General features: G+C 69.5%; 21 protein-coding genes. 5 read left to right on the top strand and 16 right to left on the bottom strand.

The genetic code is table 11. The features are described 5' to 3' along the window. Positions 1-269: 269 nt before the first annotated feature. The 3 genes from AVL48_RS28405 to AVL48_RS28395 all read left to right on the top strand — a co-directional run bounded on the left by AVL48_RS28405 (position 270) and on the right by AVL48_RS28395 (position 4,056). Positions 270-1,691 carry an acyl-CoA synthetase gene (locus AVL48_RS28405; protein ID WP_061983372.1) on the top strand — a complete coding sequence of 474 codons (1,422 nt, stop codon included), beginning with the start codon at positions 270-272 and terminating at the stop codon, positions 1,689-1,691. Then, positions 1,688-3,019 carry a carboxyl transferase domain-containing protein gene (locus AVL48_RS28400; protein WP_061983371.1) on the top strand — a complete coding sequence of 444 codons (1,332 nt, stop codon included), beginning with the start codon at positions 1,688-1,690 and terminating at the stop codon, positions 3,017-3,019. Before AVL48_RS28405 ends, AVL48_RS28400 begins: the two co-directional genes overlap by 4 nt. Before the next feature lie 686 nt (positions 3,020-3,705). Beyond that, positions 3,706-4,056, top strand: a complete 351-nt coding sequence (locus AVL48_RS28395) for a hypothetical protein (protein ID WP_156515780.1) — start codon at positions 3,706-3,708, stop codon at positions 4,054-4,056. A gap of 170 nt (positions 4,057-4,226) precedes the next feature. On the opposite strand, the gene tsaE is transcribed toward AVL48_RS28395, so the two are convergent. The 8 genes from tsaE to glmS all read right to left on the bottom strand — a co-directional run bounded on the left by tsaE (position 4,227) and on the right by glmS (position 13,838). Further along, a complete protein-coding gene (tsaE, locus tag AVL48_RS28390; RefSeq protein ID WP_061983562.1) occupies positions 4,227-4,691 on the bottom strand; it encodes a tRNA (adenosine(37)-N6)-threonylcarbamoyltransferase complex ATPase subunit type 1 TsaE in 465 nt (154 codons plus the stop codon). Then, entirely contained in the window at positions 4,691-5,788 is a 1,098-nt protein-coding gene (locus tag AVL48_RS28385) for an alpha/beta fold hydrolase (RefSeq protein WP_061983369.1), read from the bottom strand. Before AVL48_RS28385 ends, tsaE begins: the two co-directional genes overlap by 1 nt. Further along, complete coding sequence (alr, locus tag AVL48_RS28380; RefSeq protein ID WP_061983368.1) at positions 5,785-6,924, bottom strand: alanine racemase; 1,140 nt, start codon at positions 6,922-6,924, stop codon at positions 5,785-5,787. Before alr ends, AVL48_RS28385 begins: the two co-directional genes overlap by 4 nt. Before the next feature lie 28 nt (positions 6,925-6,952). Further along, complete coding sequence (locus tag AVL48_RS28375) at positions 6,953-8,044, bottom strand: ABC transporter ATP-binding protein (protein WP_044855699.1); 1,092 nt, start codon at positions 8,042-8,044, stop codon at positions 6,953-6,955. A 4-nt stretch (positions 8,045-8,048) separates the two neighbouring features. Then, complete coding sequence (xylB, locus tag AVL48_RS28370; protein WP_061983367.1) at positions 8,049-9,476, bottom strand: xylulokinase; 1,428 nt, start codon at positions 9,474-9,476, stop codon at positions 8,049-8,051. Next, positions 9,466-10,281: a DeoR/GlpR family DNA-binding transcription regulator gene (locus AVL48_RS28365; protein ID WP_061983366.1), complete on the bottom strand. Its 816-nt coding sequence runs from the start codon at positions 10,279-10,281 to the stop codon at positions 9,466-9,468. The genes xylB and AVL48_RS28365 overlap by 11 nt, the downstream gene beginning before the upstream one ends. 234 nt (positions 10,282-10,515) lie before the next feature. Beyond that, positions 10,516-11,961: a bifunctional ADP-dependent NAD(P)H-hydrate dehydratase/NAD(P)H-hydrate epimerase gene (locus AVL48_RS28360; RefSeq protein WP_061983365.1), complete on the bottom strand. Its 1,446-nt coding sequence runs from the start codon at positions 11,959-11,961 to the stop codon at positions 10,516-10,518. Positions 11,962-11,975: 14 nt separating this feature from the next. Then, positions 11,976-13,838, bottom strand: coding sequence for a glutamine--fructose-6-phosphate transaminase (isomerizing) (gene glmS, locus AVL48_RS28355; protein WP_061983561.1), 1,863 nt, complete (start codon positions 13,836-13,838; stop codon positions 11,976-11,978). A gap of 151 nt (positions 13,839-13,989) precedes the next feature. Here glmS and AVL48_RS28350 point away from each other — a divergent pair, with 151 nt between their 5' ends. Then, positions 13,990-14,817 carry a dienelactone hydrolase family protein gene (locus AVL48_RS28350; protein WP_061983364.1) on the top strand — a complete coding sequence of 276 codons (828 nt, stop codon included), beginning with the start codon at positions 13,990-13,992 and terminating at the stop codon, positions 14,815-14,817. Between the two features lie 243 nt (positions 14,818-15,060). On the opposite strand, the gene AVL48_RS28345 is transcribed toward AVL48_RS28350, so the two are convergent. The 5 genes from AVL48_RS28345 to AVL48_RS28325 all read right to left on the bottom strand — a co-directional run bounded on the left by AVL48_RS28345 (position 15,061) and on the right by AVL48_RS28325 (position 20,504). Further along, a complete protein-coding gene (locus AVL48_RS28345; protein WP_061983363.1) occupies positions 15,061-15,600 on the bottom strand; it encodes a hypothetical protein in 540 nt (179 codons plus the stop codon). 28 nt (positions 15,601-15,628) lie between these two features. Beyond that, a complete protein-coding gene (locus tag AVL48_RS28340; protein WP_061983362.1) occupies positions 15,629-18,040 on the bottom strand; it encodes a collagen-like domain-containing protein in 2,412 nt (803 codons plus the stop codon). Next, positions 18,037-18,351, bottom strand: coding sequence for a hypothetical protein (locus AVL48_RS28335; RefSeq protein WP_061983361.1), 315 nt, complete (start codon positions 18,349-18,351; stop codon positions 18,037-18,039). The genes AVL48_RS28340 and AVL48_RS28335 overlap by 4 nt, the downstream gene beginning before the upstream one ends. A gap of 139 nt (positions 18,352-18,490) precedes the next feature. Continuing rightward, complete coding sequence (locus AVL48_RS28330) at positions 18,491-18,796, bottom strand: acyl carrier protein (protein WP_244162502.1); 306 nt, start codon at positions 18,794-18,796, stop codon at positions 18,491-18,493. After that, positions 18,786-20,504 (bottom strand): fatty acyl-AMP ligase, encoded by a 1,719-nt coding sequence (locus tag AVL48_RS28325; RefSeq protein ID WP_061983560.1) that lies wholly within the window; start codon positions 20,502-20,504, stop codon positions 18,786-18,788. Before AVL48_RS28325 ends, AVL48_RS28330 begins: the two co-directional genes overlap by 11 nt. 15 nt (positions 20,505-20,519) lie before the next feature. Between AVL48_RS28325 and AVL48_RS28320 the strand changes: the two genes are divergently transcribed. Beyond that, complete coding sequence (locus tag AVL48_RS28320) at positions 20,520-21,452, top strand: cytochrome P450 family protein (protein WP_061983359.1); 933 nt, start codon at positions 20,520-20,522, stop codon at positions 21,450-21,452. 4 nt (positions 21,453-21,456) lie between these two features. On the opposite strand, the gene AVL48_RS28315 is transcribed toward AVL48_RS28320, so the two are convergent. Genes AVL48_RS28315 through AVL48_RS28305 form a run of 3 tightly spaced genes read right to left on the bottom strand, consistent with a single transcriptional unit; the run spans position 21,457 to position 24,764 of the window. Further along, positions 21,457-21,936 carry a hypothetical protein gene (locus tag AVL48_RS28315; RefSeq protein WP_061983358.1) on the bottom strand — a complete coding sequence of 160 codons (480 nt, stop codon included), beginning with the start codon at positions 21,934-21,936 and terminating at the stop codon, positions 21,457-21,459. 30 nt (positions 21,937-21,966) lie between these two features. Further along, the gene (locus AVL48_RS28310) at positions 21,967-24,456 is read right to left on the bottom strand and encodes a hypothetical protein (RefSeq protein ID WP_061983357.1); all 2,490 of its coding nucleotides are present in this window, start codon (positions 24,454-24,456) and stop codon (positions 21,967-21,969) included. Beyond that, on the bottom strand, positions 24,453-24,764 hold the full coding sequence (locus tag AVL48_RS28305; RefSeq protein ID WP_061983356.1) for a hypothetical protein: 312 nt from the start codon (positions 24,762-24,764) through the stop codon (positions 24,453-24,455). Before AVL48_RS28305 ends, AVL48_RS28310 begins: the two co-directional genes overlap by 4 nt. Positions 24,765-24,806 lie beyond the last annotated feature (42 nt).

Below are 24,806 nucleotides of genomic sequence, written 5' to 3'. Positions count from 1 at the left end.
ACGACCAGACCCCCGCGTCGCGTTTAGCGGGCTGAACGCGCTCCGCTGCCGTGCCGCTTCCCCCGCCCGCTCCCCCGCCACCGGATCGCGATCAGGGGGCGAAAGTCGCTCCCGCGGTCCCGGCGCCAGAGCGACTTTCGCCCCCTAATCGCGATCCGGGGCGGGTGTGAAGCGGGTCGCAGAGGTGGGGGCGGATAGCGCGGTACGGTCCAGCGAGGGGCCCTCGATCCACGCGCCCCGGCCGGTGGAGTCGAGCAGGAGGTCACACGGTGCCCGATCGGTTGTTCCCCACGCTCGCGAGCGGCGGCGACAAGGAGGCCCTCCGCTTCGGCGGCACCTCCCTGACCTACGCCGACCTCGCCGCCGTCGCCGGCACGCTCGCCCGTGACCTGCCGAGCGGCCGTGTCGCCGTCTGGGCCACCCCGACTGTGCACACCAGCGTCGCCGTGATCGCCGCCCTGCTCGCCGGCGTCCCCGCCATCCCGCTCAACCCGAAGATCGGCGAGCGCGAACTCGCCCACATCCTCGCCGACAGCGAACCCGTCCTCGTACTCGCCGAACCGGGCGCCGACCTGCCCTCCGGTCTCGACGGCCTGCCACGACGCGACATCACCCTCGAAGGCGCAGCCGTCGATCTCCCCGCGGAACCGGACGTCGAAGCGCCGGCGCTGATCGTCTACACCTCCGGCACCACCGGCCCGCCGAAGGGCGTCGTCCTCCCCCGCCGCGCGATCTCGACCACCCTCGACGCGCTCGAAGACGCCTGGGAATGGACAGCCGACGACGTCCTCGTGCACGGTCTCCCGCTGTTCCACGTGCACGGCCTGATCCTCGGCATCCTCGGACCGCTCCGGCGTGGCGGCTCGGTCCGGCATCTCGGCCGGTTCTCCACGGAAGGCGCCGCCCGCGAACTCGCGACCGGGGCGACGATGATGTTCGGCGTCCCGACCATGTATCACCGCATCGCCGCCGAAGTCGCCGACAACCCGTCGCTCGCCGAGGCGCTGAGCGGCGCCCGGCTGCTCGTCTCCGGGTCGGCCGCGCTCCCGGTCCACGACCACCAGCGCATCACCGCGGCGACCGGCCAGCACGTGATCGAGCGCTACGGGATGACCGAGACGCTGATGAACACCAGCGTCCGCGCCGACGGCGAGCGTGTCCCCGGCACCGTCGGCGTCCCGCTGAGCGGCGTCAACCTGCGTCTCGTGGACGAAGCCGGGAATCCCGTCGAGGAGATCGAGACCGTCGGAGAGATCCAGGTCCGCGGGCCGAACCTGTTCACCGAATACCTCAATCGCCCCGACGCGACCGAAGCCGCCTTCGACGACGGCTGGTTCCGGACCGGCGACATGGCGACCCGCGACGCGGCCGGCTACGTGAAGATCGTCGGCCGGAAGGCGACGGATCTGATCAAGAGCGGCGGCTACAAGATCGGCGCGGGCGAGATCGAGAACGCGCTCATGGAGCATCCCGGTGTCGCGGAGGTCGCGGTCACCGGCGAGCCCGACGACGATCTCGGCGAGCGCATCGTGGCCTGGGTGGTGCCCGACGGGGACCGCCCCACGGAGTCGGAACTCGCCGACCACGTCTCACGCCTGCTGTCGCCGCACAAGCGACCTCGGGTGGTCCGTTATCTGGAGGCCCTGCCGCGCAACGACATGGGCAAGGTCATGAAGCGGGCGCTCGGGTGAGCAGGCCTTCCGCGCGGACCGTCATCAAGGAGATCGCGACCGGTTTCGAGGACCTGGACCTCCCACGATCCGACGAGCCGGACGACGGGCCGATCGGCTGGCCGGGCTACCGCGCGGCGCGTGAAGCCGCCGCCGAGCGGTCCGGTGAAGAGGAGTCCGTCCTCTGCGGGACCGCCAAGATCGGTGACGTCGAGGCGGTCGTGATCGCCTTCGAGTTCGGCTTCCTCGGCGGATCGATCGGTCAGCGGACCGGTGATCGCGTGGAGGCGGCGTTCGCGCGGGCGGTGGAAGCCGGGCTGCCGGTGGTTTCGCTGATCGCGACCGGCGGCAGCCGCATGCAGCAAGGGATGCGCGCGCTTTCGCAGTTGCAGCGCATCGCGCGGGCGGCGGCCGGTGCCCGATCGGTACCGCAGATCTCGGTGCTGCGCGATCCGACCACGGGTGGCGGCTGGGCGACGCTCGGGGCGAGCGCCGACGTCATCCTCGCGTTGCCCGAGGCACAGGTTGGTTTCGCCGGCTCCCGGGTGCGGCCGGCCGACGCGCCCGCGGAGGCCTACACGGCCGAAGCGAAACTCGCGTGGGGCCAGGTCGATCAGATCGTGCCGCCCGCCGACCTGCCCGCTGTGCTGGAACGGTGGTTGCGCTTGCTGACTTCGCGGACGCCAGGGGCCGCTGAGCCTCCCGGCGCGCTGGGGTCGCTGGAGTTGCCCGAGAGGGGATGGGACGCGGTTCAGGCGGCGCGCGCCGCTGATCGACCGAGGGCGGCTGAGTACCTCGATGCGTACTTCGATTGGCGTGAGGAGGTCTGGGGCGACAGGTGCGGAGGAGTCGACGCCGGTGTCCTCTGCGGCTTCGGCTGGCGAGACGGCCGGGCGATCGCGTACGCGGCACAATGCGGAACGCCGACGCTGCCCGCGGGCTTCCGGACGGCGGCGCGTCTGGTGCGGCTCGCGTCCAGGCTCGGGATCCCGGTGCTCACCCTCGTCGACACCCCTGGCGCGGCCAACGACGCGGCGGCCGAGCGAGACGGCGCCGGAGCCGCGATCGCGGAACTGTTCGAGGCGGTCGCGAGCGCGGCCGTGCCGATGACGACGCTGGTGATCGGGGAAGGCGGGTCCGGTGGCGCGCTCGCGTTCGCGGCGCCGGGGTCGACCTGGGTGACGCCCGACGCGTACTTCTCGGTCACCGCGCCGGAGGCGGCCGCGGCGATCCTGAAGCTGCCCGCCGACGAAGTCCCCGCCCTCGCGGACCACCTGCGGCTACGCCCCCAAGACCTGGTCGACCTGGGAATCGCGCGCTCCGTCGTCGGCCGCCCGGATCGCGTTTAGCCCCCTAAACGCGATCCGGGCCGCCACGACGCTCCCTGCTTCGCCTGCCTACGCGTCGCGATTAGGGGGCGAAAGTCGACTTGACGCAGGCGGAGCGGGCGAAGGTGATTGAAAAATCATCGATACCTTCCGTGGCGTCGGGGCCCATGACCATTCACCGCGGAATGGGAAGCGGCAAACGGTCGAAGGTCGGCGTTGAGTGGGCACGATATGCCGATCACGGTCATCTGCATGTGCGAATGCCCCGGCCGAATGTCCGCTACCGAACAATTCTTCCCCGACCGATAACGAGACATCACTCGATAGCGTGAAGGCGAACCACCCTGAGTGGACTCCGCTCTCGCTCTCTGCGCAATAAGATGGCGCCCCGCGCCCGCAACCACTCTTTCGAGTTATAGCGGCACAATCCGATGACCCGGGGTGAATTACGCCGACCGCTCACCGCAGAATTCAGCAACCTTTCACTTACCGCCCCGTAGGTCCGGAAAGTTCGTCCACAATGGCTGGTGTTGCGGCTCGGCAACCACCGAAACACCGCACATAAGGAAGCGGCTCCCCATGCCCGGGGAGCCGCTTGAAGTTCAACAGCTCCATCAACCCGGAAAAGTTCTATGGAGGCGTCAAACATGCCCAGCGTAGCGCCGTGTTCCGGCGGTATGCCAGAGGAGCCACCCCAGCCGCACGCGATGACCCCGGATACGAACCAGGATCACCACGGCGGGTGTCACCCGGCAGAAGTCAGTCTCGACGAATTACTCGATTTGGCAGGCGAACCGGCCGGCATGGTCACCGACCCCGCCTGCCGACGCGTCCATCTGCGTCCAGCGGATCAGTGGCCCGATTTCTGGCGAAGCACGTTCTTCGGCAGCCGGGAAAACACCAGGCGCGTCCTGCTCTACTGGTTCGCTTTGATCACCGCACTCCTCGCACTGGCCATCGTCGCGACGCCAGCCGCGCAAACCGGGGTGATCGGCCTGTGCGGGCTGTGGTGGCTTCACCATCGGCGCGGCCGAAGTGGCCCGGCCCCGGCCGTCTAGGCGCGGCCTGACCGGACAGGGTGCGCATGCCGCTGTAGGAGTCAGCGGCATGCGCGCCCTCAAACCCCGCTTGGGGCGCGAAGGGGACGCTCTGCCGGCTCCGCCCTGACGCGGCATCCGGGTGAGATCGCGTTTAGCCCGCTAAACGCGCTCCGGCCCGCAGATCGCGATTAGCCCGCGAAACGCAGGTCGGGGGTACGGGACGCCCAGGTACCGTGCGGTTCCAAGGTGACCATGCGGACATCGTCGTCGCGACGCTCCAGGCGTACGACGAGGTAGTCGTCCGAAAGCCGCTCCGCGGCACCCTCACCCCACTCGACCACCAGCGCGGACCTCTCCAGTTCGGTGTCGAGGTCCAGGTCGTCGAGCTGCGAGAGGTCCCCGCCCAGGCGGTACGCGTCGACGTGCACCAAAGCGACCCCGGCTTCACCCGCCGGATGGACCCGGGCCAGCACGAACGTCGGCGAGCTGACCCGCCCGCCGACGCCGAGACCGTCCGCGATCCCGCGGGTCAGCGTCGTCTTGCCCGCCCCGAGCGGCCCGGCGAGCAACACCAGATCGCCCGCGCGCAGGGAACGCCCGAGCGCACGCCCGAAGTCCATGGTCGACTCGGGAGTCGGGAATGCGAAGTTCATCAGCGCTGCCACCACCAGGTCCGCCGGTCGGAAGGTTCACCATCGGTGCCCGTGCACCGTTGCATCAGGTCGATCAGGTGGCTGTTCACCAGTTCAGGTTGTTCCAGCTGCACCATGTGTCCCGCGCCGCGCACGCGCACCAGCTCCGCGTCCGGCAGTTCGGCCGCGATCCGCTCGGCGTGCGCGATCGGCGTGAAGCGGTCGGAATCCCCGCCGATGACCAGCACATGCGCGTGCTTCAACCCGGCGAGCGCGGCATACCGATTGTGGCTGCCCAGCGTGTCGACGAAGTTCACGAGCCCGCGCACCGGCGTCACTTCGAGCATTTCCAGCATGAAGTCGACGAGGCGCGGCGACACCTCCCGGCTGCCGAACGCCAGCCTCCGGACAGCCTGCCTGGTCAGCTGCCCGCCCGCCGCCCGCACGAACTCGACCAGGCCCGGCTGCCAGCCCGCCAGGCCGCCGACACCCCGGGTGAGCGGGTTGTACTTCGAAAGCAGCGACCTTGGCAGCCCTCGCGCGCCGACCTCACCCGCGGCCGTCGCGATGAACGCGACGCCGCACACGCGGTCGTCGAACAGTTCAGGGTGCTCCGCGGCGAGCTCCATGATCACCATGCCGCCCATCGAGTGCCCCATGAGCACGATGGGTCCCTCCGGCGCCACCGAACGCACGACCATGTCGAGGTCGCGCGCGAGCTGTTCGATGGTGCTGGTTTCGGCGTTCGCGGCGCCGGAAAGCCCGTGCCCGCGATGGTCGTAGTAAACCTGCCTCACCCGCGGCAACCTCAGTGACGCGAGGTCTCGCCGCTGGAAATGCCAGCAGCGCTTCGACAGCGCGAACCCGTGCACGCCGACGACGGTCAGCTCCGGTTCGCCCCCATCGGCCGGATCGATCTCCTCGACCGTGAGCGGCGTGCCGTCCTCCGCCGCCACGGTCGATGTCCGATCCGGTTCAAGATCCCCCAACGGCTCGTCCACGAACGGATCCTCACTCTGCCGCCGCTGCTGTGCGGCGACGGCGATCGCGGCGGCGGTGCCGGTGGCCACCGCCCCGACCCCGCCGACGATGGCCAGCAGTCGTCGTGAAGGTGTCACGAGCCTGCCTCCAGATACGTCCGGTGGATTCGCGGGCGGTACATCGAGGTCACGATCTCGTAGTCGATCGTCCCCAGCTTGTCCGCCCATTCCCGGGCGGTCGGCTCGCCAAACGTCCCCTGGCCGAAGAGGATCACTTCGCTTCCGACGGCGGGCTCGTCATCTCCGCAATCGACGATCAGTTGGTCCATGCAGACGCGTCCGACCACTGGACGGCGACGTCCGCCGAGCCAGACGTCCATCCGGCCCGACAGCGACCGAGGCACGCCATCGGCGTAACCGACCGGCACGAGGGCGAGGGTGGTGTCGCGCTCGGCGGTCCAGGTGTGCCCGTAAGACACGGACTCGCCTGCCGCGATGCGTTTCGTGAGCACGACCGAGGACTTGAAGGTCATCGCCGGGCGCAGCTCCTCGGCGGCGGGTATCGGGTTCAGCCCGTAGATCGCGATCCCGGGGCGCACGAGGTCGAAGTGGAGATCCGGCCTGGTCAGCACGGCGGCGGAGTTCGCGAGGTGACGCATCGGGTTCAGACCGGCCGCGCGGGCGACGTCGTAGGCCTCGTCGAACCGCTTGGCCTGCGCGTCGATGGAAGGGTGGCCCGGCTCGTCGGCACAGGCGAGGTGCGACCAGATCGCGACGACCTCGACGAGCGGCTCAGCGGCGGCCGCCGCCTGCACAAGCGCCTGCCATTCCGCGGGTGGGCAGCCGTTTCGGGAGAGGCCGGTGTCGATCTTGAGGTGCACTCGCGAGGTCGCGTTTAGCCCGCTGAAGTCGCGCGCCCGGCGCGCGCCGTCGGCCACGCGAGCGAGTTCGTCGAGGGAGCTGACAGCGACGTCGATGTCTTCGGCGACAGCGGTCGCGAAGTCGGCTTCGGGAGTGTCGAGCCAGCTGAAGAGCCGGACCCCGATCCCCGCGCGGCGCAGCGCGATCGCTTCGTCAAGGGAGCAGGTACCCAGCCAGGTCGCCCCGCCTTCGACGGCGGCCCGCCCGACCTCGAGCGCGCCGTGCCCGTAGCCGTCGGCCTTGACCACGGCCATCGTCTGGGCACCGGGGGCGCGGGAAGCGAGCAGGGCGACGTTGTGCCGGATGGCGGAGAGGTCGATCACGACTTCGGCACGCGGGAAACTGGCGGTCATAACGACCACCAGTTTCCCACGACCGGGCTCAGGACAGGCGCGCCCCGTCAGTGGCGGAGAACACGTGCAGCTCGTCGGGACGGATCCGCAGGTGCAGGGTGTCCCCCATGACCGGCGGCTTGCGCGGGTCGACCCGGGTGACGACGTTCGACTTCGTGCCTTCGGCGTCGGTCTCGGCGAGCTTGCCGTAGACGTACGCGTCCGAGCCGAGCTCCTCGACGAGGTCGACCTTGACCGGCACGGTGCCGTCCTCGCTGGTGGTCACTTCGAGGGACTCGGGCCGGAAGCCGAGGGTGACCGTGTCACCGTCGGCCTTGGCGAGGATCTCGCGGGACAGCGGCACCCGCGCGCCGCCGAGCTCGGCACCGTCCGCGGTGAGCTTCGCGGTGACGAGGTTCATCGCGGGCGAGCCGATGAAACCGGCGACGAAAGCGTTCGCGGGCCGGTCGTACAGCGCGCGCGGGGTGTCGCACTGCTGGAGGAGACCGTCGGAGAGGACCGCGACCCGGTCGCCCATCGTCATGGCCTCGACCTGGTCGTGCGTGACGTACACGGTGGTGACGCCGAGGCGGCGCTGCAAGGCGGCGATCTGTGTACGCGTCGAAACACGCAGCTTGGCGTCGAGGTTCGACAGCGGCTCGTCCATCAGGAAGACCTGCGGCTCACGCACGATCGCGCGGCCCATCGCGACACGCTGGCGCTGACCACCGGAGAGCGCCTTCGGCTTGCGGTCGAGGTACTGCTCGATGTCGAGCAGCTTGGCCGCGTCGAGCACCTTCTGCTTGATCTCCGAAGCCGGCCGGCCGGCGATCTTCAGCGCGAAGCCCATGTTCTGGCCGACGGTCATGTGCGGGTACAGCGCGTAGTTCTGGAACACCATCGCGATGTCGCGGGCACGCGGCGGCAGCTGCGTGACGTCGCGGTCGCCGATCCAGACGGCGCCTTCGTCGATGTCCTCGAGGCCGGCGAGCATCCGCAGGCTGGTGGACTTGCCGCAGCCGGAAGGCCCGACCAGCACGAGGAATTCGCCGTCGGCGATCTCGAGTTCGAGTGCGTCCACGGCGGGCCGCTCGGAACCGGCGTAGCGCCGGGTCGCCTTGTCGTAGGTGATCGTGGCCATCGGTTCAGTCCTCTTTCGGTTTCGCGGAAATGCCGTGCCCGAGTTCGCGGGCCTCGAGATGCCGTTGCCGGATCCGGCGCCCCTCGGCGCTGTCCGCCTCGGTCGGCTCGAGTGGGGTGTAGCCGTGCTGTTCCTGCCAGCGGGGAGGTTCCGTGCTGGAAGCGAGGGCCCAGGCCGCCTGCCGTGCGGCACCGACCGCGACGTACTCGGCGACCTCGGGGATGACGACGGGCACGCCGAACACGATCGGCGCGACCGCGCGGACGGCGGCCGACTGCGCGCCGCCACCGATCAGGAGCACGCGGCGGACCTCCAGCCCCTGTTCGCGCAGGGCGTCGAGGCCGGCGGCGAGTCCGCACAACATGCCTTCGACGGCGGCGCGGGCGAGGTTGTCCGGCGTCATGTTCGCGCGGGTCAGGCCGAAGAGCGTGCCCTTGGCGTCCGGGAGGTTCGGTGTCCGCTCGCCGTCGAGGTAGGGCAGGAAGGTGAGGCCGCCGGAGCCGGGACTGGCGGCGAGCGCCAGTTCGTCGAAGTCCGCGAGCTCGACGCCGAGCATCGCGGACGTGGCGGTGAGCACGCGGGCGGCGTTGAGGGTGCAGGCGAGCGGCAGGAACCGGCCGGTGGCGTCGGCGAAGCCGGCGACGATGCCGGTGGGATCGGCGCTCGCGGTCTCGGAGACACCGAAGACGGTGCCGCTGGTGCCCAGCGAGACCACGACGTCGCCGGGGACGAGTTCGAGCCCCAGCGCGGCGGCCATGTTGTCGCCGGTTCCGGCCGAGACCAGGATCCCGTCCGGCGTGTGCCCCACGGCCTCGGCGGGACCGACGACCCTGGGCAGTTCCGGGGTCCGGCCACCGAAGGCGTGCGCGAGGAGGTCTTGGCGGTAAGTGCCGGTGGCGGGCGAGAAGTAGCCGGTGCCGGAAGCGTCGCCCCGGTCGGTGACCGGCTCGGCGCCGTCACCCAGCAGCCGCCAGGTCAGCCAGTCGTGCGGGAGCAGGACACGGGCGACGCGATCGGCCAGCTCGGGCTCGTGCTCCGCCATCCAGCGCAGTTTCGTGACGGTGAAGCTGGCGACCGGGACCGAGCCGACGGACTTCGCCCAGTTCTCCGCGCCGAGTTCACTTCCGAGGTCTTCGGCCGCCTTCGCGGACCGGGTGTCGTTCCACAGCAGCGCGGGGCGGACGACCTCGCCCGCTTCGTCCAGGGTGACCATGCCGTGCTGCTGACCGCCGACGCCGATCGCTCCGACGCCGTCCAGCAGGCCGTCCGTGGCCTCGCGCAGCGCGTCCCACCACGCCGAGGGGGCGACCTCGGTGCCGTCGGGGTGCGAAGCGCGGCCGGTGCGGACGATCTCGCCGGTGTTCGCGTCGCAGACGACGACCTTCGTCGACTGGGTGGACGAGTCGATTCCGGCGACCAGGTCAGATTTCATATTCCGGCCCCTCTGGGTCGCACTCGACCTGCTCGATGGCCGTGCCCGCGTTCAGCGCGGCCTCGATCTCCTCGGTCGGTGTCAGGTCGTCGGTGATCAGGAGGTCGTAGTCGCCGATGTCGCCGTGCGCGAACGTGGCGGTGCGGCCGAACTTGGAGTTGTCGACGACCAGGACGTTGTGGCTGGCGATGCGCAGCGCGGCCTGCTTGAGCGCGGCGTAATCCTGGACGGGGTGGAACAGGCGGCCGACGGCGACCGCGGCGACCGAGACGAACGCGATGTCGGCGTGGGTGCGTTCGAGGAAGGCGAGGACATCCGGCCCGGCGCACGAATCGAACTCGTGGTGATAGCGGCCGCCGGCGAGAACGACCTCGACGCTCTTCGCCGGGCCGAGGATGCGGGCGGCTTCGAGCGAATTGGTGATGACGGTCAGGTCTTCGATCGCGCCGAGGCGGCGGACGAGCGGGAAGAGCGTCGTCGAGTCGTCGACGAAGACGGTCTGGCCGGACTGGACGTGGGCCGCGGCGGCCTCGCCCAGCGCGTCCTTCGCGGCCTGGTTGAAGGTGTCGCGGAAGCGGGCGGCCGACTCCATGGTCGTCGCCGGGTAGGCCTCGACCTTGCCGCGGAGTTTGCGGAGGAGACGGCGCTCGGCGAGGTCGTCGAGGTCGCGGTGCATCGTCATCAGGCTGACGCCGAAGCGCGTGGTGAGGTCGTCGATGCGGACCTCGCCGGCGGCGATGACGTGGTCGAGGATCTCCTGGCGCCGATGCTCGACGGCGGCGTCCGATGGCCTGGTCTTAGACATGGGCGACACCGTTCACGACCCGGACCATCGCGGTCCCGGCGGGGTGGGTGTCGGCGCTCACACCTGCTTCTTACCAGATTATTCGCCCGGAGTTAACACATAACTCGATAACTCTCCCATTTCCCCTCACCTCCCCCTCCGGCGGCCCAGGTCGACTTTCGCCCCCTAATCGTGCTCTGCGGGCGGGTGCCGTCAGAGCACGGTTAGGGGGCGAAAGTCGACACGCGGCCCTGGTCAGAGGGGGTGAGAGCGAATGGCCCGGATGGCGTCGGGGACGGCGTCGAGGATGCCGGACGCCGAGGTGGGAGCGCCGTCGGCGGCCATCGATCCGGCGAGCGAGTGCACGTGGGCGGCGGCCCCGGCGGCGAGCCAGGGATCGAGCCCGGCGGCGAGCAGCGCGCCGACCAGACCGGACAGAACGTCCCCCGAACCGGCCGTCGCGAGCCACGAGCCCTGCGGCGTGTTCACCAGCGCGCGCCCGTCCGGCGCCGCGACCACCGTGCAGTGCCCCTTGAGGAGCACGACGGCGTCGTACTTCCGCGCGGCCGACCGGGCCGCCGCGACCCGGTCCGCCCCTGGCGGCGAACCCATCAGCCGCTCGTACTCGCCCGCGTGCGGGGTCAGCACGAGCGGCGTGTCCGGATCACGCGCGTCGAGCACGTCGGGCGAGTGCGCGATGATCGTCGTCGCGTCGGCGTCCGCGCACACCGGCACACCCCGCCCGAGCACGAACCGCAGCACGTCCCGTCCCTCGTGGCCGGTGCCGATCCCCGGCCCGACGACCCACGCCTGCACCCGGCCCGCGTCCGTCACCGACCCTGTCGCGATGGTCTCGGGCCACCGTCCGCGCACCACGTCCGCGGCGTGTCCGGCGTACCGCACCAGCCCCGACGTCGCCCGCACGGCGGCACCGGCCGCGAGCACGGCCGCGCCCGGGTACGTCGCGGATCCCGCGGCCACCCCGACCACGCCTTGGCTGTACTTGTCGTCCCCCGGACCGGGGACGGGCCACGCCGCGGCGACGTCGGCCGTGTCGAGCCGTTGCAGGTCGGGATCGCCGAGTTCCGGTCGCAGCCCGATGTCCACCAGGGCGACCTCGCCGCACGACGCGGGCGCGAGCGCGTGCACGGGTTTGAGCGCGCCGAAGGTGACCGTCCGGTCGGCGACGACGGCGGGACCGTCGACGGCGCCGGTGTCCGGATCCACTCCACTCGGCAGATCGACGGCCAGCACCGGCGAACTCACGTGCTCCCACAACGCCGCGGCGTCCGCCCGCAGTGGTCCTCGCGCCGAGATACCGACGATCCCGTCGATGACCAGGTCCGCCCGGCCGATCCACTGTGGACCATCCTCAACGGACACCACCTTGCCGCCGGATCGCTTCAAGGCGGCCAAACCCTGAGCATGAGCGCGTTCGGATTTCAGCAGGATCGCCGAGACGGCCACATTGCGACGACGCAGGAACGCACCCGCCCACAAGGCGTCGCCACCGTTGTTGCCCGAGCCGACAAGCAAGGTCACTCGCCGCCCGGACACCGAACCCGTGTGCTCGGCGAGCATCTCGGCGGCGTGCACCGACAGGCCGAAGGCCGCGCGGCGCATGAGTTCGCCGTCGGGAGTGACGGCGAGCAGCCGGTCCTCCGCCGCGCGAATCCGTTCCGTGGTCCAGATTCCCTGCACGACGCCTCCGGTCCTTACTCGACGGTGACCGACTTCGCCAGGTTACGCGGCTTGTCGACGTCGTACCCGCGCGTGCGGGCGATCTCCGCGGCCAGCACCTGCAGCGGCACCGTCGACACCAGCGGCTGCAGCAGGGTCGGCACGGCCGGGATCTCGATCAGCTCGTCGGCGAACGGGCGGACGGTCTCGTCGCCCTCTTCCGCGATCACGATCGTGCGGGCGCCGCGCGCCTGGATCTCGCTGATGTTCGACACGAGCTTCGAATGCAGCACCGCGCGCCCCTTCGGCGACGGCATCACCACGACGACGGGCAGGCCTTCTTCGATCAACGCGATCGGACCGTGCTTGAGCTCCCCGGCGGCGAAGCCCTCGGCGTGCATGTACGCCAGTTCCTTGAGCTTGAGCGCGCCTTCGAGGGCGACTGGGAAACCGACGTGACGGCCGAGGAACAGCACGGCCTTCGAGTCGGCTATCCGGCGGCCGAGGTCACGGACCTGATCCACAGTGGACAGAACCTTCTGCACCGCGGCGGGCATGGACTCGAGCTCGGCGAACTCGCGGGCGACCTCGTCCGGGTACTTGGTGCCCCGGGCCTGGGCCAGCGCCAAGCCGACCAGGTAGTTGGCCGCGATCTGGGCGAGGAACGCCTTGGTCGAGGCGACACCGATCTCCGGACCGGCGTGCGTGTAGAGGACGGCGTCGGACTCACGGGGAATCTGCGCGCCGTTGGTGTTGCAGACGGCCAGGACGCGGGCCTTCTGCTCGCGCGCGTGACGGACGGCTTCGAGGGTGTCCGCGGTCTCGCCCGACTGCGAGACGGCGACGACCAGGGTCGCGCGGTCCAGTACGGGGTCGCGGTAGCGGAACTCGCTGGCCAGCTCGACCTCGACCGGGAGACGGCACCAGTGCTCGATGGCGTACTTGGCGACCAGGCCGGAGTGGTACGCGGAACCACAGGCGACGACGAAGACCTTGTCGACGTCGCGCAGGTCCTGGTCGGAGATGCGCTGCTCGTCGAGGATGATCCGGCCGCCGTCGAAGTGGCCGCGCAGCGTGTTCGCCAGCGCCTCCGGCTGCTCCTCGATCTCCTTGAGCATGAAGTACTCGTGGCCGCCCTTTTCCGCGGCGGAGAGGTCCCAGTCGACGGTGAACGGCTTGGCCTGGGCGGCGTCGCCGTGGAAGTCGGTGACCTCGTAACCGTCGCGGGTGATCACGACGAGCTGGTCCTGGCCGAGCTCGACCGCCTCGCGGGTGTGCTCGATGAACGCGGCGACGTCGGAAGCGACGAAGTGCTCGCCCTCGCCGACGCCGACCACCAGCGGCGAGGAGCGGCGGGCGGCGACGATGGTGTCCGGCTGGTCGGCGATGGTCACGACCAGGGTGAACGCACCTTCGAGCCGACGGCAGACCGCGGCGACGCTGGCCGGGAAGTCGCCCTTCGTGTCGCCTTCGGTGTAGGCGCGGGAGATCAGGTGTGCGGCGGTCTCGGAGTCGGTGTCGCTCGCCATCTCGACGCCGACGGCCTCAAGCTCGGCGCGCAGCGCGGCGAAGTTCTCGATGATGCCGTTGTGCACGACGGCGACCTGCTGTGAGGCGTCGCGGTGCGGGTGCGAGTTGCGGTCGACGGGGGCGCCGTGGGTGGCCCAGCGGGTGTGACCCATCCCGGCGGTGCCGGTGAAGGCGTCCCTGCCGACGGTGTCGAGCTGGGTCTCCAGGTTGGCCAGGCGGCCTGCCTTGCGCTCGACGTTCAGCGCACCGGCGCCGTCGAGGACGGCGACGCCTGCCGAGTCATAGCCGCGGTACTCCATCCGCCGGAGGCCGCCGATGACGACGTCCAGGGCCGGGCGGTGTCCGACGTATCCCACGATTCCACACACGGCCACCAGCCTAACGAGGGAAATTCCGCCCCTTCGCCCGGGCGCCCGCCATCGCCTTCAGCGGGCTGAACGCGTCGCGTTTAGCCCGCTGAAGGCGAACGCCGGGGCGGCGCGCGGGCTGGACGGGGGTACGGGCAGTAAGGTCACGAGCATGGCCAGCAAGCCCAAGCAGCTGCTCACGGAGCTGTCCCACCCAGGTCCGCACGAGGTTCTGCGCGGCAACCTCGCCCTGGTCGGGCTCCCCGGTGTCGTGTTCACGCCCCGCTCGGGGCTCGGTCTGCCCGCGATCGCGTTCGGGCACGGATGGCTGCAGCCCACCGGGAGCTACCGGCACCTGCTCCGGCACCTCGCGAGCTGGGGCATCGTCGCGGCGGCCCCGGCCACCCAGCGCGGGCCGCTGCCGTCGCACCGGCTGCTGGCCGGCGACCTCCTCACCACGCTCGACCTGATCACGACGGTCCGCCTCGGACCGGACGGCATCAGCGTCGACCCGGCGAAGCTCGGCCTCGCGGGACACTCGACCGGCGGCGGTTCGGCCGTCCTCGCCGCTGCGCAGGCGGCGGACGAGGACTCTGATCGGCCGCGGGTCCAGGCTGTCGCGACCATCACTCCCGCGCAGACACTGCCGCCCGCGACGGTGTCCGCCCGGTCGGTGACCGTGCCCGGTCTGCACCTCGCGGCGGGCAAGGATCTCGTCGCGCCGTCGGCGGGGCACGCCGAGGCCATCGCGGACGCGTGGGGCGGGCCGGTGCAGCTGCGGACGCTCGGGAAGTCGTCGCATCTCGGCGTCACCGAGGGCAGGCACTGGAGCCAGCTCCTGCTGCACGGGAAGCCGCACCGCGGGACCCAGCAGCTGACGAGGGCGCTGTTCACAGCGTTCTTCCTCACGCACCTGACGGGGACGACGAAGTACCAGTCGCTGTTGGACTCCGACGTCAAACGCGCCCCCATCGAGCTCCAGGACGAACCCGCCGCCTGACCCACTCCCCCGCACCGACCTGCGTTTAGCGGGCTAATCGCGATCCGGACCGCGCCCCGCCCCCTGCTTACTTAGCATGCCTACGCGTCACGGTTAGCCCGCGAAAGTCGACATGGGCCGGGGCGAGCGGCCAGGGCGCCGGATCGCGATTAGCCCGCGAAAGTCGACCTGGGCCGGGCAGGCGAAGTGGGCAAAGAGAAGGGCCCGGCTCTGGTGAGCCGGGCCCTTAGGGCGTGAAGCGGGTCAGTCGACCATCCACGAGTTGTTCGAGAAGTCGTCGTCGTCGAAACCCTTGTCGTCGCGGGCGTGACGACCTCGGCGACGCGCCGGCGCCGCAGGTTCCTCAGGGGCCGCGCCGCTCGGAGCGGGCGTAGGCACCGCGGGCGGGACGTCCACCGTCGCAGGCAGGCCGGGTACCCCCGGGGCGACCGGAAGCGGGGGCGGAGCGACCGGCCGCGAAGAGTCGAGGCCAGGTCGAGCACCGAACTCGGCGAACCGGGCGTCCGGTTTGTCGTCGTCCTCGATGCCGAAGCCCATCGTGTGGCTGCGGTCGGCGGTCGTCTTGCCGGTCAGCCAGCCGCCGGCCTCCTTGCTCCGCTTCCCCAGTTCCTGCATGTGGGCGGCGTACTTGTCGTGGACGGCCGCGTCCTTCTGCATGGTCTCCATCGCCTGAGCCTTGGCGTCGGCGAGGCGCCGCTCTCGCAGCCCCCGCTGCTCCAACTGCTCGGTGATGGCCGCGTCCTGCCTGGACATGGCGGCCGCCAGCCGGTCAACAGCGCTCATCGGTCCTCCCTCGTTCCCCGGCTACCGATCATCGCTCGTAGCTGATCGAACGGTCGCCGCCCTCGTCGTCGAGCGAACCGCTGATCCGGCCACCCGCGCCACTGGTCTCGAAAATGCCACCCTCGACGCGGTACTGGCTCGACCCGCGTTGCGTGTCACCCCCGCCACCACCGGCCGCGCCGCCCATGGCACCCATTCCGCCCATCATGCCGCCCATTCCAGCGGACGCCGCGCCCGCGCCGGCACCGGCGCCCGCGGGTGCCGGGTCCATGCCGCCGGGCGCCATCCCGAGTCCGCCGTCAGTCCCGGCCGGCTGTGCGCCGCCCCCGGTCTGCATGCCTGGCTCCAGTGCACCGGCTTCGTTCAGCGACCCCGCCGAACCAGCCTCGCCGACACCGCCGAGCGCGCCTTCGAAGCTGCCTCCGCCGCCGCTCGCTGTCGGCACGGTGCCTTCGCCACTCGCTCCCGACGCTGCGCCACCGGAGGCCTCGGCCCCCACGGACACCCCAGCGGTCCCTTCGCCACCACCGGCACCACCAGCGACACTGGCACCGACCTCGACACCGCCCGGAGCACTGAAGCCGGCGCCGCCGGCATCGGCCGGTGCGGGCATCGTGCGCACGTCGTCCATCCGGCCCGGTTGCGGATTGCCGGGATTCCGGTCGTCGAGGCCGTTCTTGAGGTCGTCGACCGGGACGACGTCACCGGGCTTGAGTTCCTTCTTCTCACCCTTTTCGTCGAGGGTGTAAGTCGTGGGTTCGCCCTTGCCGTCGTCGACGGTCACCACGGTCGGGCCGTTCGGGCCCTGCGGCTGCTCGGCCGTGATCTTGAGGTTGCCGTCCTGGATGTGGATCTTGCCGTCCGGACCGGGCCGGTAGACGCCGTCGGCGCCGGGCTGGCCTTCCTTCACCGCGCCCTGCGGACCGAACTCGCCGTCCTTCTTACCGTCCTTACCCTCTTCGCCGGGCTTGCCGTCTTCGCCCTTCGGGTCGTCGAAGTCGAGCTTGTAGTCCTTCTCGTGGCCCTTGCCGTCGTCGACCTTGATGTCCATCTTGCCGTCTTTGTCCGGCTCGGACATTTCGATCTTGTTGTCGCCCTTCTGGACGGTCATGGTGTCCTGACCGTCGAGGCCGTCCTTGATCGCTTCGCCCGTCGCCGGGTCGATCGGGTACGGCTTGCCGGTTTCGGGGTCCAGCTCGAGCGGCTTCCCGGTGATCGGGTTCGTGCCGTCAGCGGGCTTGTCCTCCGGCTTGGGCGTCTCGGGAATCGTCGCCGCCGGCGGCGTGCCGCCACCTCCACCGGGCGGGGTGCCACCCCCGCCGCCGGGTGGAGTCCCGCTGCCGCTGTCATTCCCGTTTCCGTTCCCATTCCCGTTGCCGTTTCCGTTGCCATTTCCCTTGCCGTCATCGGCGGGCGGCTTCGCGGCTCCGGGCGCGGGGAACGGATTGGTGTAGTCCTCCATGAATCGCGAAAGCTCGTGATATTGCGTGTTGATCGTGTCGGTCGCGTTCTTGCAGAGCTTTTTGAAGTTCTCGAACCGCTCACCGAACTCTTTGGCGAACGAACCCTTCAGCCACTGCTTCGCGGCCCCGATCGCATAATCCTTGTTCTCGTCGTTCAGCTTGCAGTCGTCGTGACGCAGCCGCTCGGCGAGATTGTTGCCCGGACACGCGGAGTCGAGCCAGTACGCGACGTCCAAGAGCTTTTCTTTGGAACCGACGTTGCCGTTCGCGATCTCGACGACCTGTTTCGCCGTGAACAGCGGCGCCGTGGCGACCTTGTCGACGCGCAGCTTCAGCGTTTCGTCGACCTTCAGCTTGAGCGCGCTGTAGATCTTGTCGATGGTCGAAGGCACCAGTTTGATGGCGCCGTCCATCTGCGCGATGAGTTCTTTCGCGTCAGGCTGGATTCGCTGCTCGTATTTGACCTTCGCGGCCGTCGCGCCCTCCCCCTTCCAATCGTGGAAGAGCGTGGTCAGCGCCGTTGTCGCGTCGGTCCTGGTCTGCTCGACGGCTTTCTTTGCATCGCCTAGATCCTCGACCTCGTCGAACATCTTCTGGAAATTGATCTCGCGGTTCTCGTGGAACCGGTCCCAGACATCGGTTTTGTAATTGATCTCGTACGGCCGGTCCGGCATCTTGTTCCAGACCTGCTCGGCCCAGTCGGAAAAGAAGTCGAGCGCCGGGTTCCCCAGATCGAGTACCTGATCGGACTTGGTCGTGGAACCACCCGCGGCCGGCCTGGCCATGGCGTCGAGATCCTTGTCCGCCTTCTCCACGGCGGTCTTCTGTTTCTTGTCCGCGGCCGCGTTCGAGTCACGTTCGGCGATGGCCTTCTCGTAGGCCGCGTCCCCGCCGAAGAGCAGCTTGTCCTTCGTGCCCTGGGTGATGTACGGGTCGTCGAGGAGAGCTTTCTTCTGCTCCCACGTGTACTTGCTCATTGCGTCCCCGCCTTGTTGGCAGCCGCGGCGTTCGACTGGTCGGATGAGGTGTAGCGGGTCGACGCGGTACTCACGCCACCGGCGAGCTGCGTAAGCTGGCCCGCGTAGCCCTTCATCGCGTCGGAGATGGCGAGGATCCCGGTGGCGTAGCCCTTCTGGTAGTCCTTGTGCACTCGGCCGAAGTCCGCGGGTTGCACCTGGGTGGGTCCCACCTTCCCCGCCTCGGACGTCGTGTTCTCAGCCGCGCGCTCCAACGACGTCGACGCCGTGAGCATCGCCTCTGAATCGGCTTTGTAGCCCCCGTCCGGCATGACCGGTGCCCCCTTCGTCCCGCTGTATCCGCCTCGTTGTCCTACCTACGACGCACGCCGGCGGCATCAGGTGCCATCGCATATGCACACAAGAATGTACCCACCGGTCATCGAAGCCGCAGGAACATTCATACCTTTGCTAACTCAAACGGTTTCGGCGCAAGAAGCCTGGTAGACCGCGTTTTCGCGGTTGCCCGCCCGCTTCGACGGCCTCGGCGAGCACGGTGGCCGCGCCCCGGATGTCGACCAGCCGATCCAGCTCGTCGAGGTCGATGTCGATCCCGAATTCCACCTCGACCGTCGCCAGGAGCCGGACCCGGCGCCGGGAGTCGACGCCCATTTCGGCGAAGGGCGTGTTCTCGTCGATGGTGTCCGGATCGACGTCGAAGGTCTTGCAGACGAGGGCCTTGATCTCGTCGACGTACTCGCTCCCGTCAGCTGCCATGAGGGGATTCTGTCCCATCCGTCGTCCAGTATCGCGTTCTGGCCGCGGAACGCGCGACCTTGCCGCTGGAGGTTCGCGGCAGCCCGCCGGGTTTCACCAGGAGGAAAGCCTTGAGCCGCACGTCGTGGCGTTCGGCGACGGCGCGGGTGGCCGCCCGCGCGACCTCGTCCTCGACGAAGTCGGAGGCCTTCCGCGCACGCTCGGCGACCACGACGACACCCTCGCCGTCGTCCAGATCGACCGAGAACGCGGCGACCCGCTCGGGTCCGAGAAGGGGGTGAGCGGCGGCGACGGTCTCTTCGATGTCGTGGGGGCTGTGGTTGCGGCCGTCGATGATGATCAGATCCTTCAGGCGTCCGGTCACGGAGAGCCTGCCGTCCCGGATCCATCCCAGGTCACCGGTGCGGAGCCAGCCTCGCTCCCCGTCGAGTTCGGCGTCGAACACCTCGGCGGTCAGCTCCGGACGTCGCCAGTACCCGGCCCCCACGTTGGGCCCCTTGACCCAGATCTCCCCCGTCCCGCCCACGTCGCCTTTAGCGGGCGAAACGCGATCCGCTGGGGCGACGACGCGGACCCGCTGGCCCCGTGGCCAGCCGATCTCGACGACCTCGCGGCCGTCCACCTCGGTCACCACCGGCCCGCCGGAGTCGCCGCTGGCGACGTAGACCGTCGCCTCGGCCAGGCCGTAAGACGGCCGGAACGCGCCCCGCGGGAAGCCGTGCGGCTCGTAGGCGGCGAGGAAATCCCGGACGGTCGCCGCCCGCACCGGTTCGCTGCCGCTGAGCGCGATCGACACCGTCGACAGGTCGTACTCGGCGCGCTTCGACTCGGGCACGGCCTCGGTCACCAGGTCGTACGCGAAATTCGGGGCCGCCGTGAGCGTGTTCGGATATCTCGACATCAGCAGCAGCCAGCGCTCCGGGCGCCGGATGAACTCCAGCGGCGCGATGAACACCGTCCGGCCGCCGGAGTGCATCGTTCCCGCGATCAGTTGCGCCAGCCCCATGTCGTGGAAGAACGGGATCCAGCCGACGCACGTGGTGTGCTCGTCGACGTCGTAGGCCTCGCAGATCTGCCAGCACGAGGCCGAGAGCGCCCGATGCGTGATGATCACGCCGGCGGGTGATCGCGTCGTGCCGGACGTGTACTGCAGATAAGCGGGATCTTCGGGAGAGACCTGCGACGGCGACGAGCGGTCCGCCGGGTCCGACGGCAGGGTGTCGACGGCGACGATCTCGCGCGGCGCCGGAACCGGCTCGGCCTCGGCGAACTCCGTGAGTCGCTCGACCAGGGCGTCCGAGGTGAGCCAGATGTCGGCGTCGCAATCATTGAGGACCCCGACGAGCCGCTCGCGGTGCGCACGGACGTCCGGCGCGGACAACGGCACCGCGACGGCTCCGGCGTACAGCGCGCCGAAGAACGCGACGATGTACTTGAGGTCCTGTCGCGCCGTGATCGCGACGCGGTCTCCAGGCTGGATCAGCTCGCGCAATCTCGCCGCGACCGCACGAACGTGGCTGAGGAGCTCAGCCCAGGTCAACGTGTCTTCGACAGGTTCGTGCCGGTTCGAGCAGTCGAGATGCGTGTACGCCGGGCGCTCGACGTCGGCGCGCCCGAGCAAGCGGTGCACGAGCGGGGTCCGCAACACTTCCTCGGGCACTTCTGATGGCTGTTTTGCAGGCACTGGCACCTCCTCCGGCCGCGGCATGGGCATCATACGAACGTGGACGACTTCTTCGTGCTGGACGATCCGGCGGACCGCGTCAAGGCCCTGCGCGACCGCGAGCTCAGCTCGAATCCGGGCGGTGCCGCCGCCGAGACCCCGAACCTCCTGCTGATGGACGGGGCCGACCACCGGCGGCTGCGCGCGGTCGTCAAGGAGGTCATCGCCCTGGTGGAGCCCCTGCCGGAGGAGGTGCTCGCCGACCTCCGCGTCACGATTAGGGGGCTAAAGTCGCGTGCCCGGTTCGACCTGGTGGCCGACTTCGCCAGGCCAGTGGCGGCCAGGGTGACCGAGGCGGTGCTCGGCACGGTCGAGCCGCTTGACGAGAAGCTGCTGACGAACCTGTCCGAGACGGCCGCGAATCTGGACGTCTGGTCGGGCGGACCGGCCGGAGCGGACACCGCCGCGCTCAGGGTGGCGATGTTCTTCCTCAAGGCGACGGCCGTCGAAGGCGGCGGACTGGCGCTGCTTCGCGAAGCGCACGAAGTAGGCCGGATCACCGAAGACGAACTGATGATCACGCCGGTGATGCTCGCCCACGCCGCGTACGAGAACTCCATGAACTTCCTCGCCCTCGGCGCCCTTGAAACTTTACGCCGCCCAGACGTCCTCGACGACGTACGCGGACTGATCCACGAAATCGCCCCGACCCGCTTCGCCGCCCGCCGCGTGATCGCGCCGTTCTCCTTGTCCGGCAAGGACTTCACGTCAGGAGACAAACTGGCCATCCCGCTCGGCCCCGACGCCGAACTCGCGTTCGGCCTCGGCAGGCACACCTGCCCCGGCTCGCGCGTCGCGGTCGCGGAGGGCGAAGTGGCACTCCGCGCCCTCGCCGAGGTCCTGACCGCCGACCACGTCGCCGAGGATGTGCGGTACAAGACGCACGCCGTCTTCCACGGCGTCGAGCGGGCCATCGTGACACTGCGAACCTGACGACTCAGGTCGCCAGCCAGTCGGTGTTGGCGAAATCGTCGTCGTCGCCCCGCGCGGCCGCCGCCCGCCGGTGCCGTCCGGCCGGACGCTCTTCCGGGACCGGCGCCGGAGGCGGCGGCGAGGCTGGCGGCGCCGACGGGGCAGGCGGCCGGTACGCGATCGGTGGCTCCTCGGCCGTCCGGTACCCGGCACGGCGCTCGTTCTCGGCCTCGTCCTCCTCGAACCCGAAATCGCCGTCGTCTTCGACCTTCTCGGCCAGCGTCGACTCGGTCGCCCAGCCGCCCGCGGCCTTGGCCTTGCGGTTGCGCTCCTGCAACCGGACGATGACGCCGCCTTGGATCTTCGCCTGCTTGTCGAACTTCTCCTTGCTCTCGGCGAGCGCCTCTTCACGGCGCTTGTCGAGCAGCGCCATCCTGGCGGAATTCTCGCTTTCCAGAGCCGCCAATCTGCTCTTCATCGCGGCAAGCGCGTCCTCGGAACTCACGGTCAGTCCTCCCCTCGCCGATGCCGGCCGCTAGCGGAACCCGATGACGCCGTCGTCGTCGAGAGAGCCGCTGATCCGGCTGGTCGACGTCGCGGTGTCGAAGAGGCCGCCGTCGACGCGGTAGCCGCTCGAGGTGCGCTGCTGGTCCTCGCCGCTGCCGCCCGCTCCGGCACCGCCCATCATGCCGCCGCCCAGCATCCCCATTCCACCGCCCATGGCGGCGGACTGATCGCCGCCCCCACCCGGCGCCGAGCCGAGGCCCGAGGTCGAAGAAGTGGGTACGCCGCCACCGGTGCCCGCCGGATCGGAGGCCTCGTCAAGTCCATCGTCACTCAGTGGGTTGCTCCACGACTGCGGTGACGTCGAATCCGAAGCCGCCGCCGAGGTGGTCTGCTCGGTTGCGGCGGCCGGGACTTCAACCGCGCCGGAAACCGGAACCTCGTGCGTGCGCACACCCTGGTCCCCACCCTGTGACACCGGCGCCGGAGCGCTCTGCGCCGTCGCGTGTTCCCTCGCCGCCGCTTCCACCGGCTGACCGGGAACGTGCTCGGCGGCGTGCCTGCCACCCGGGACAGCGGCGTCCGGACGGACGTCGGGGGCGCCACCACCGGCTCCGGCGGCCGTCCTGGCGGCGGGCCCCTCTTCGCCGAGGGTGTACGTCGTCGGCTTGCCGCTGCCGTCGTCGACCGTCACCCGCGTGGGTCCGTCGGCTCCGTCCGGCCGCTCGGCGGTGATCTTGAGCCCACCGTCCTCGATGTGGATCTTGCCGTCCGGGCCGGGCTTGAACGCCTGGTCGTCGGCGCGCGGAGCGTCCGGCCGTTGTGCGGTGTCGCGATGGATCGCCCCGCCCGCCGCCGCGTCACCACCGGGTCCGCGGTTGGGAGTGTCGTCCGGCAACGGCCGCGAATCACCGAAGTCGAGCTTGTAGTCCTTCGGGTGCCCTGTGCCGTCGTCGACCGAGATATCCATTTTGCCGTCCTTGCCAGGCTCGGCCATGGAGATCTTGTGATCGCCCTGCTCTACGGTGACGGTTTCCGGACCATCGGGCTTGACTGCCTCGCCGGTGCGCGGATCGATCGGGTAAGCCTCGCCGGTCTCCGGGTCGACTTCGAGCGGCTTGTCCGTGACAGGGTTGATGTTCGGGTCCGGAGGGCTCGGTGGCGCCGGAGGCTTCGTGTCGCCGATCGGCGTGGTGTCACCGCCCCCGCCACTACCGGGCCCGGGCCCCGGGCCACCGGTACGACCGCCGCCGCTGTCCTGCCCTCCCTCGGTCTTGAATCCACCGTCCGAGGTGCCTGCCGCCGCGTCGAGATTGACGAACGGGTTCTCCTCGAGCTGGCTGAAGAAGTCGGTGAGACCTTGCCACGCCCCGGCGACCGCGGTGTGGGTGTTGGCGCACATGGTCCTGAAATCGTTCAGGTACTGCGAATAGAAGGGGTTGAAGGTCCCCGACAAATAGGCTTGGACCTGTTTGATGATGTGATCGATCGTCTCGTCGTCGAGGTCGCAGTCGTCGTCGTTGATCATGTCGCGCGACTGCTGGTCGAGGAACTTCGAGCAGTGCTTGAAGTCATCCTGGCTGGCGTTGTTGCCGAGCTCCGCGATGCGGATGATCCGGTCCAGATCCTGCGCGGTCACCTCACCGAGACGGTCGCATGAGGCCTTGACCATCCAGTCGGCCTTGTCCCGGCAGAACTTCGCGACCGAGGCGGCCGCCGTCATCATCGCGACGGCCGCGTGCTCCGCGCCGTCCGCGACGACCTTCGTCTTGGCCTCGTAGTTCTGCTGATAGGTCCGCGCCTGGTCGGCGGCGGCACCCTCCCAGCCGCCGAGGTTCTTCTTCATCTCCCCGGAAACATCACCGGAGGAAGTGACGACCGCCTCTTTCAGCTTCGTGAATTCGTCGGCACCCGCGGCGAACTTGCCGAACGGGATCTTCCGCTGCTGGTCGTACAGTTCACGCAGCTGGTTGATATCGGCCGGAGCACCGGAACGCACCGCCGCGACGGAACGGTTGTAGAGCGGGACGAAGATCTCGATGTTGCGGAACGACGGCTTGCCGAAGTCCAGGATTTGATCCGAGGTTTCCGCCGCCGGGTTGGTCGCGGTCGCTTTGGAGGCCATCTGGTCGAGACCGGCCCTGGCGTCGGCGTTCGCCTTCTGATTCGCCTGACGGCCTTCCTCGGCGAACTTGTCCACGTAGCCCTTGGCGTTGCCGTAGGCGACTTGGACGCTGTCTTCGAGACTGTTGATCAACTGGGTGTCGGACAGCATGCCGCCCCAGAGGTTGTTCCCGTTGAGATCGCCTTCGCTGATCTTCATTTGCGCCTTTACGGCGTCACGGAAACCGTTCTTGTCCTCGTCGCTGGCGAAGCCGACCTCGTCGGGGTCTTCGTCCTCGATGTAGTCGAGATACTGCAGGGCGAGATCACGCCGGACGTCCCACGGGATCCGCTCGTCGTTGATGATCTGCTCGACCTCGGCGCGGGTCGGGAGGTCGTCTTCTTCCTGGGCGGTCACCGGCCGCTCTCTTTCACGGACTGAGTCGTGTCCGCCTCGCTGGCCTCGTACTTGCCGCCCGAGGCGTTCAGCTTCTGCGCGAACAGGTCAGCGGCCTTGAGGTAGCTGCCGGCCATGTTGGCCAGCCGGGTGACGGCGGGCCGGTACGGGCCGTAGCTCTCCTGGTGCCCTTGCCCGAAATCCATCGCGACCAGCTGGATGTCCTTGACCGCCGCCAACGGCTGTGCCAAAGCGTGCTTCGGAATGTCGCTCAATGCCTTGGCCGCCTGCGTCAGCGCTTGCGGATCGACCTTGTGGCCGCCGGCCATGTCTCCCCCTCATCCTGGGCAACGATCTGCGTCGGAGATCAG

This window comes from Amycolatopsis regifaucium (assembly GCF_001613935.1).
In the GTDB taxonomy this organism is placed as follows: Bacteria; Actinomycetota; Actinomycetes; order Mycobacteriales; family Pseudonocardiaceae; genus Amycolatopsis; species Amycolatopsis regifaucium.
Note: the sequence above shows the minus strand (reverse complement) of the source record. Positions and strands in the feature narration are given on the sequence as shown.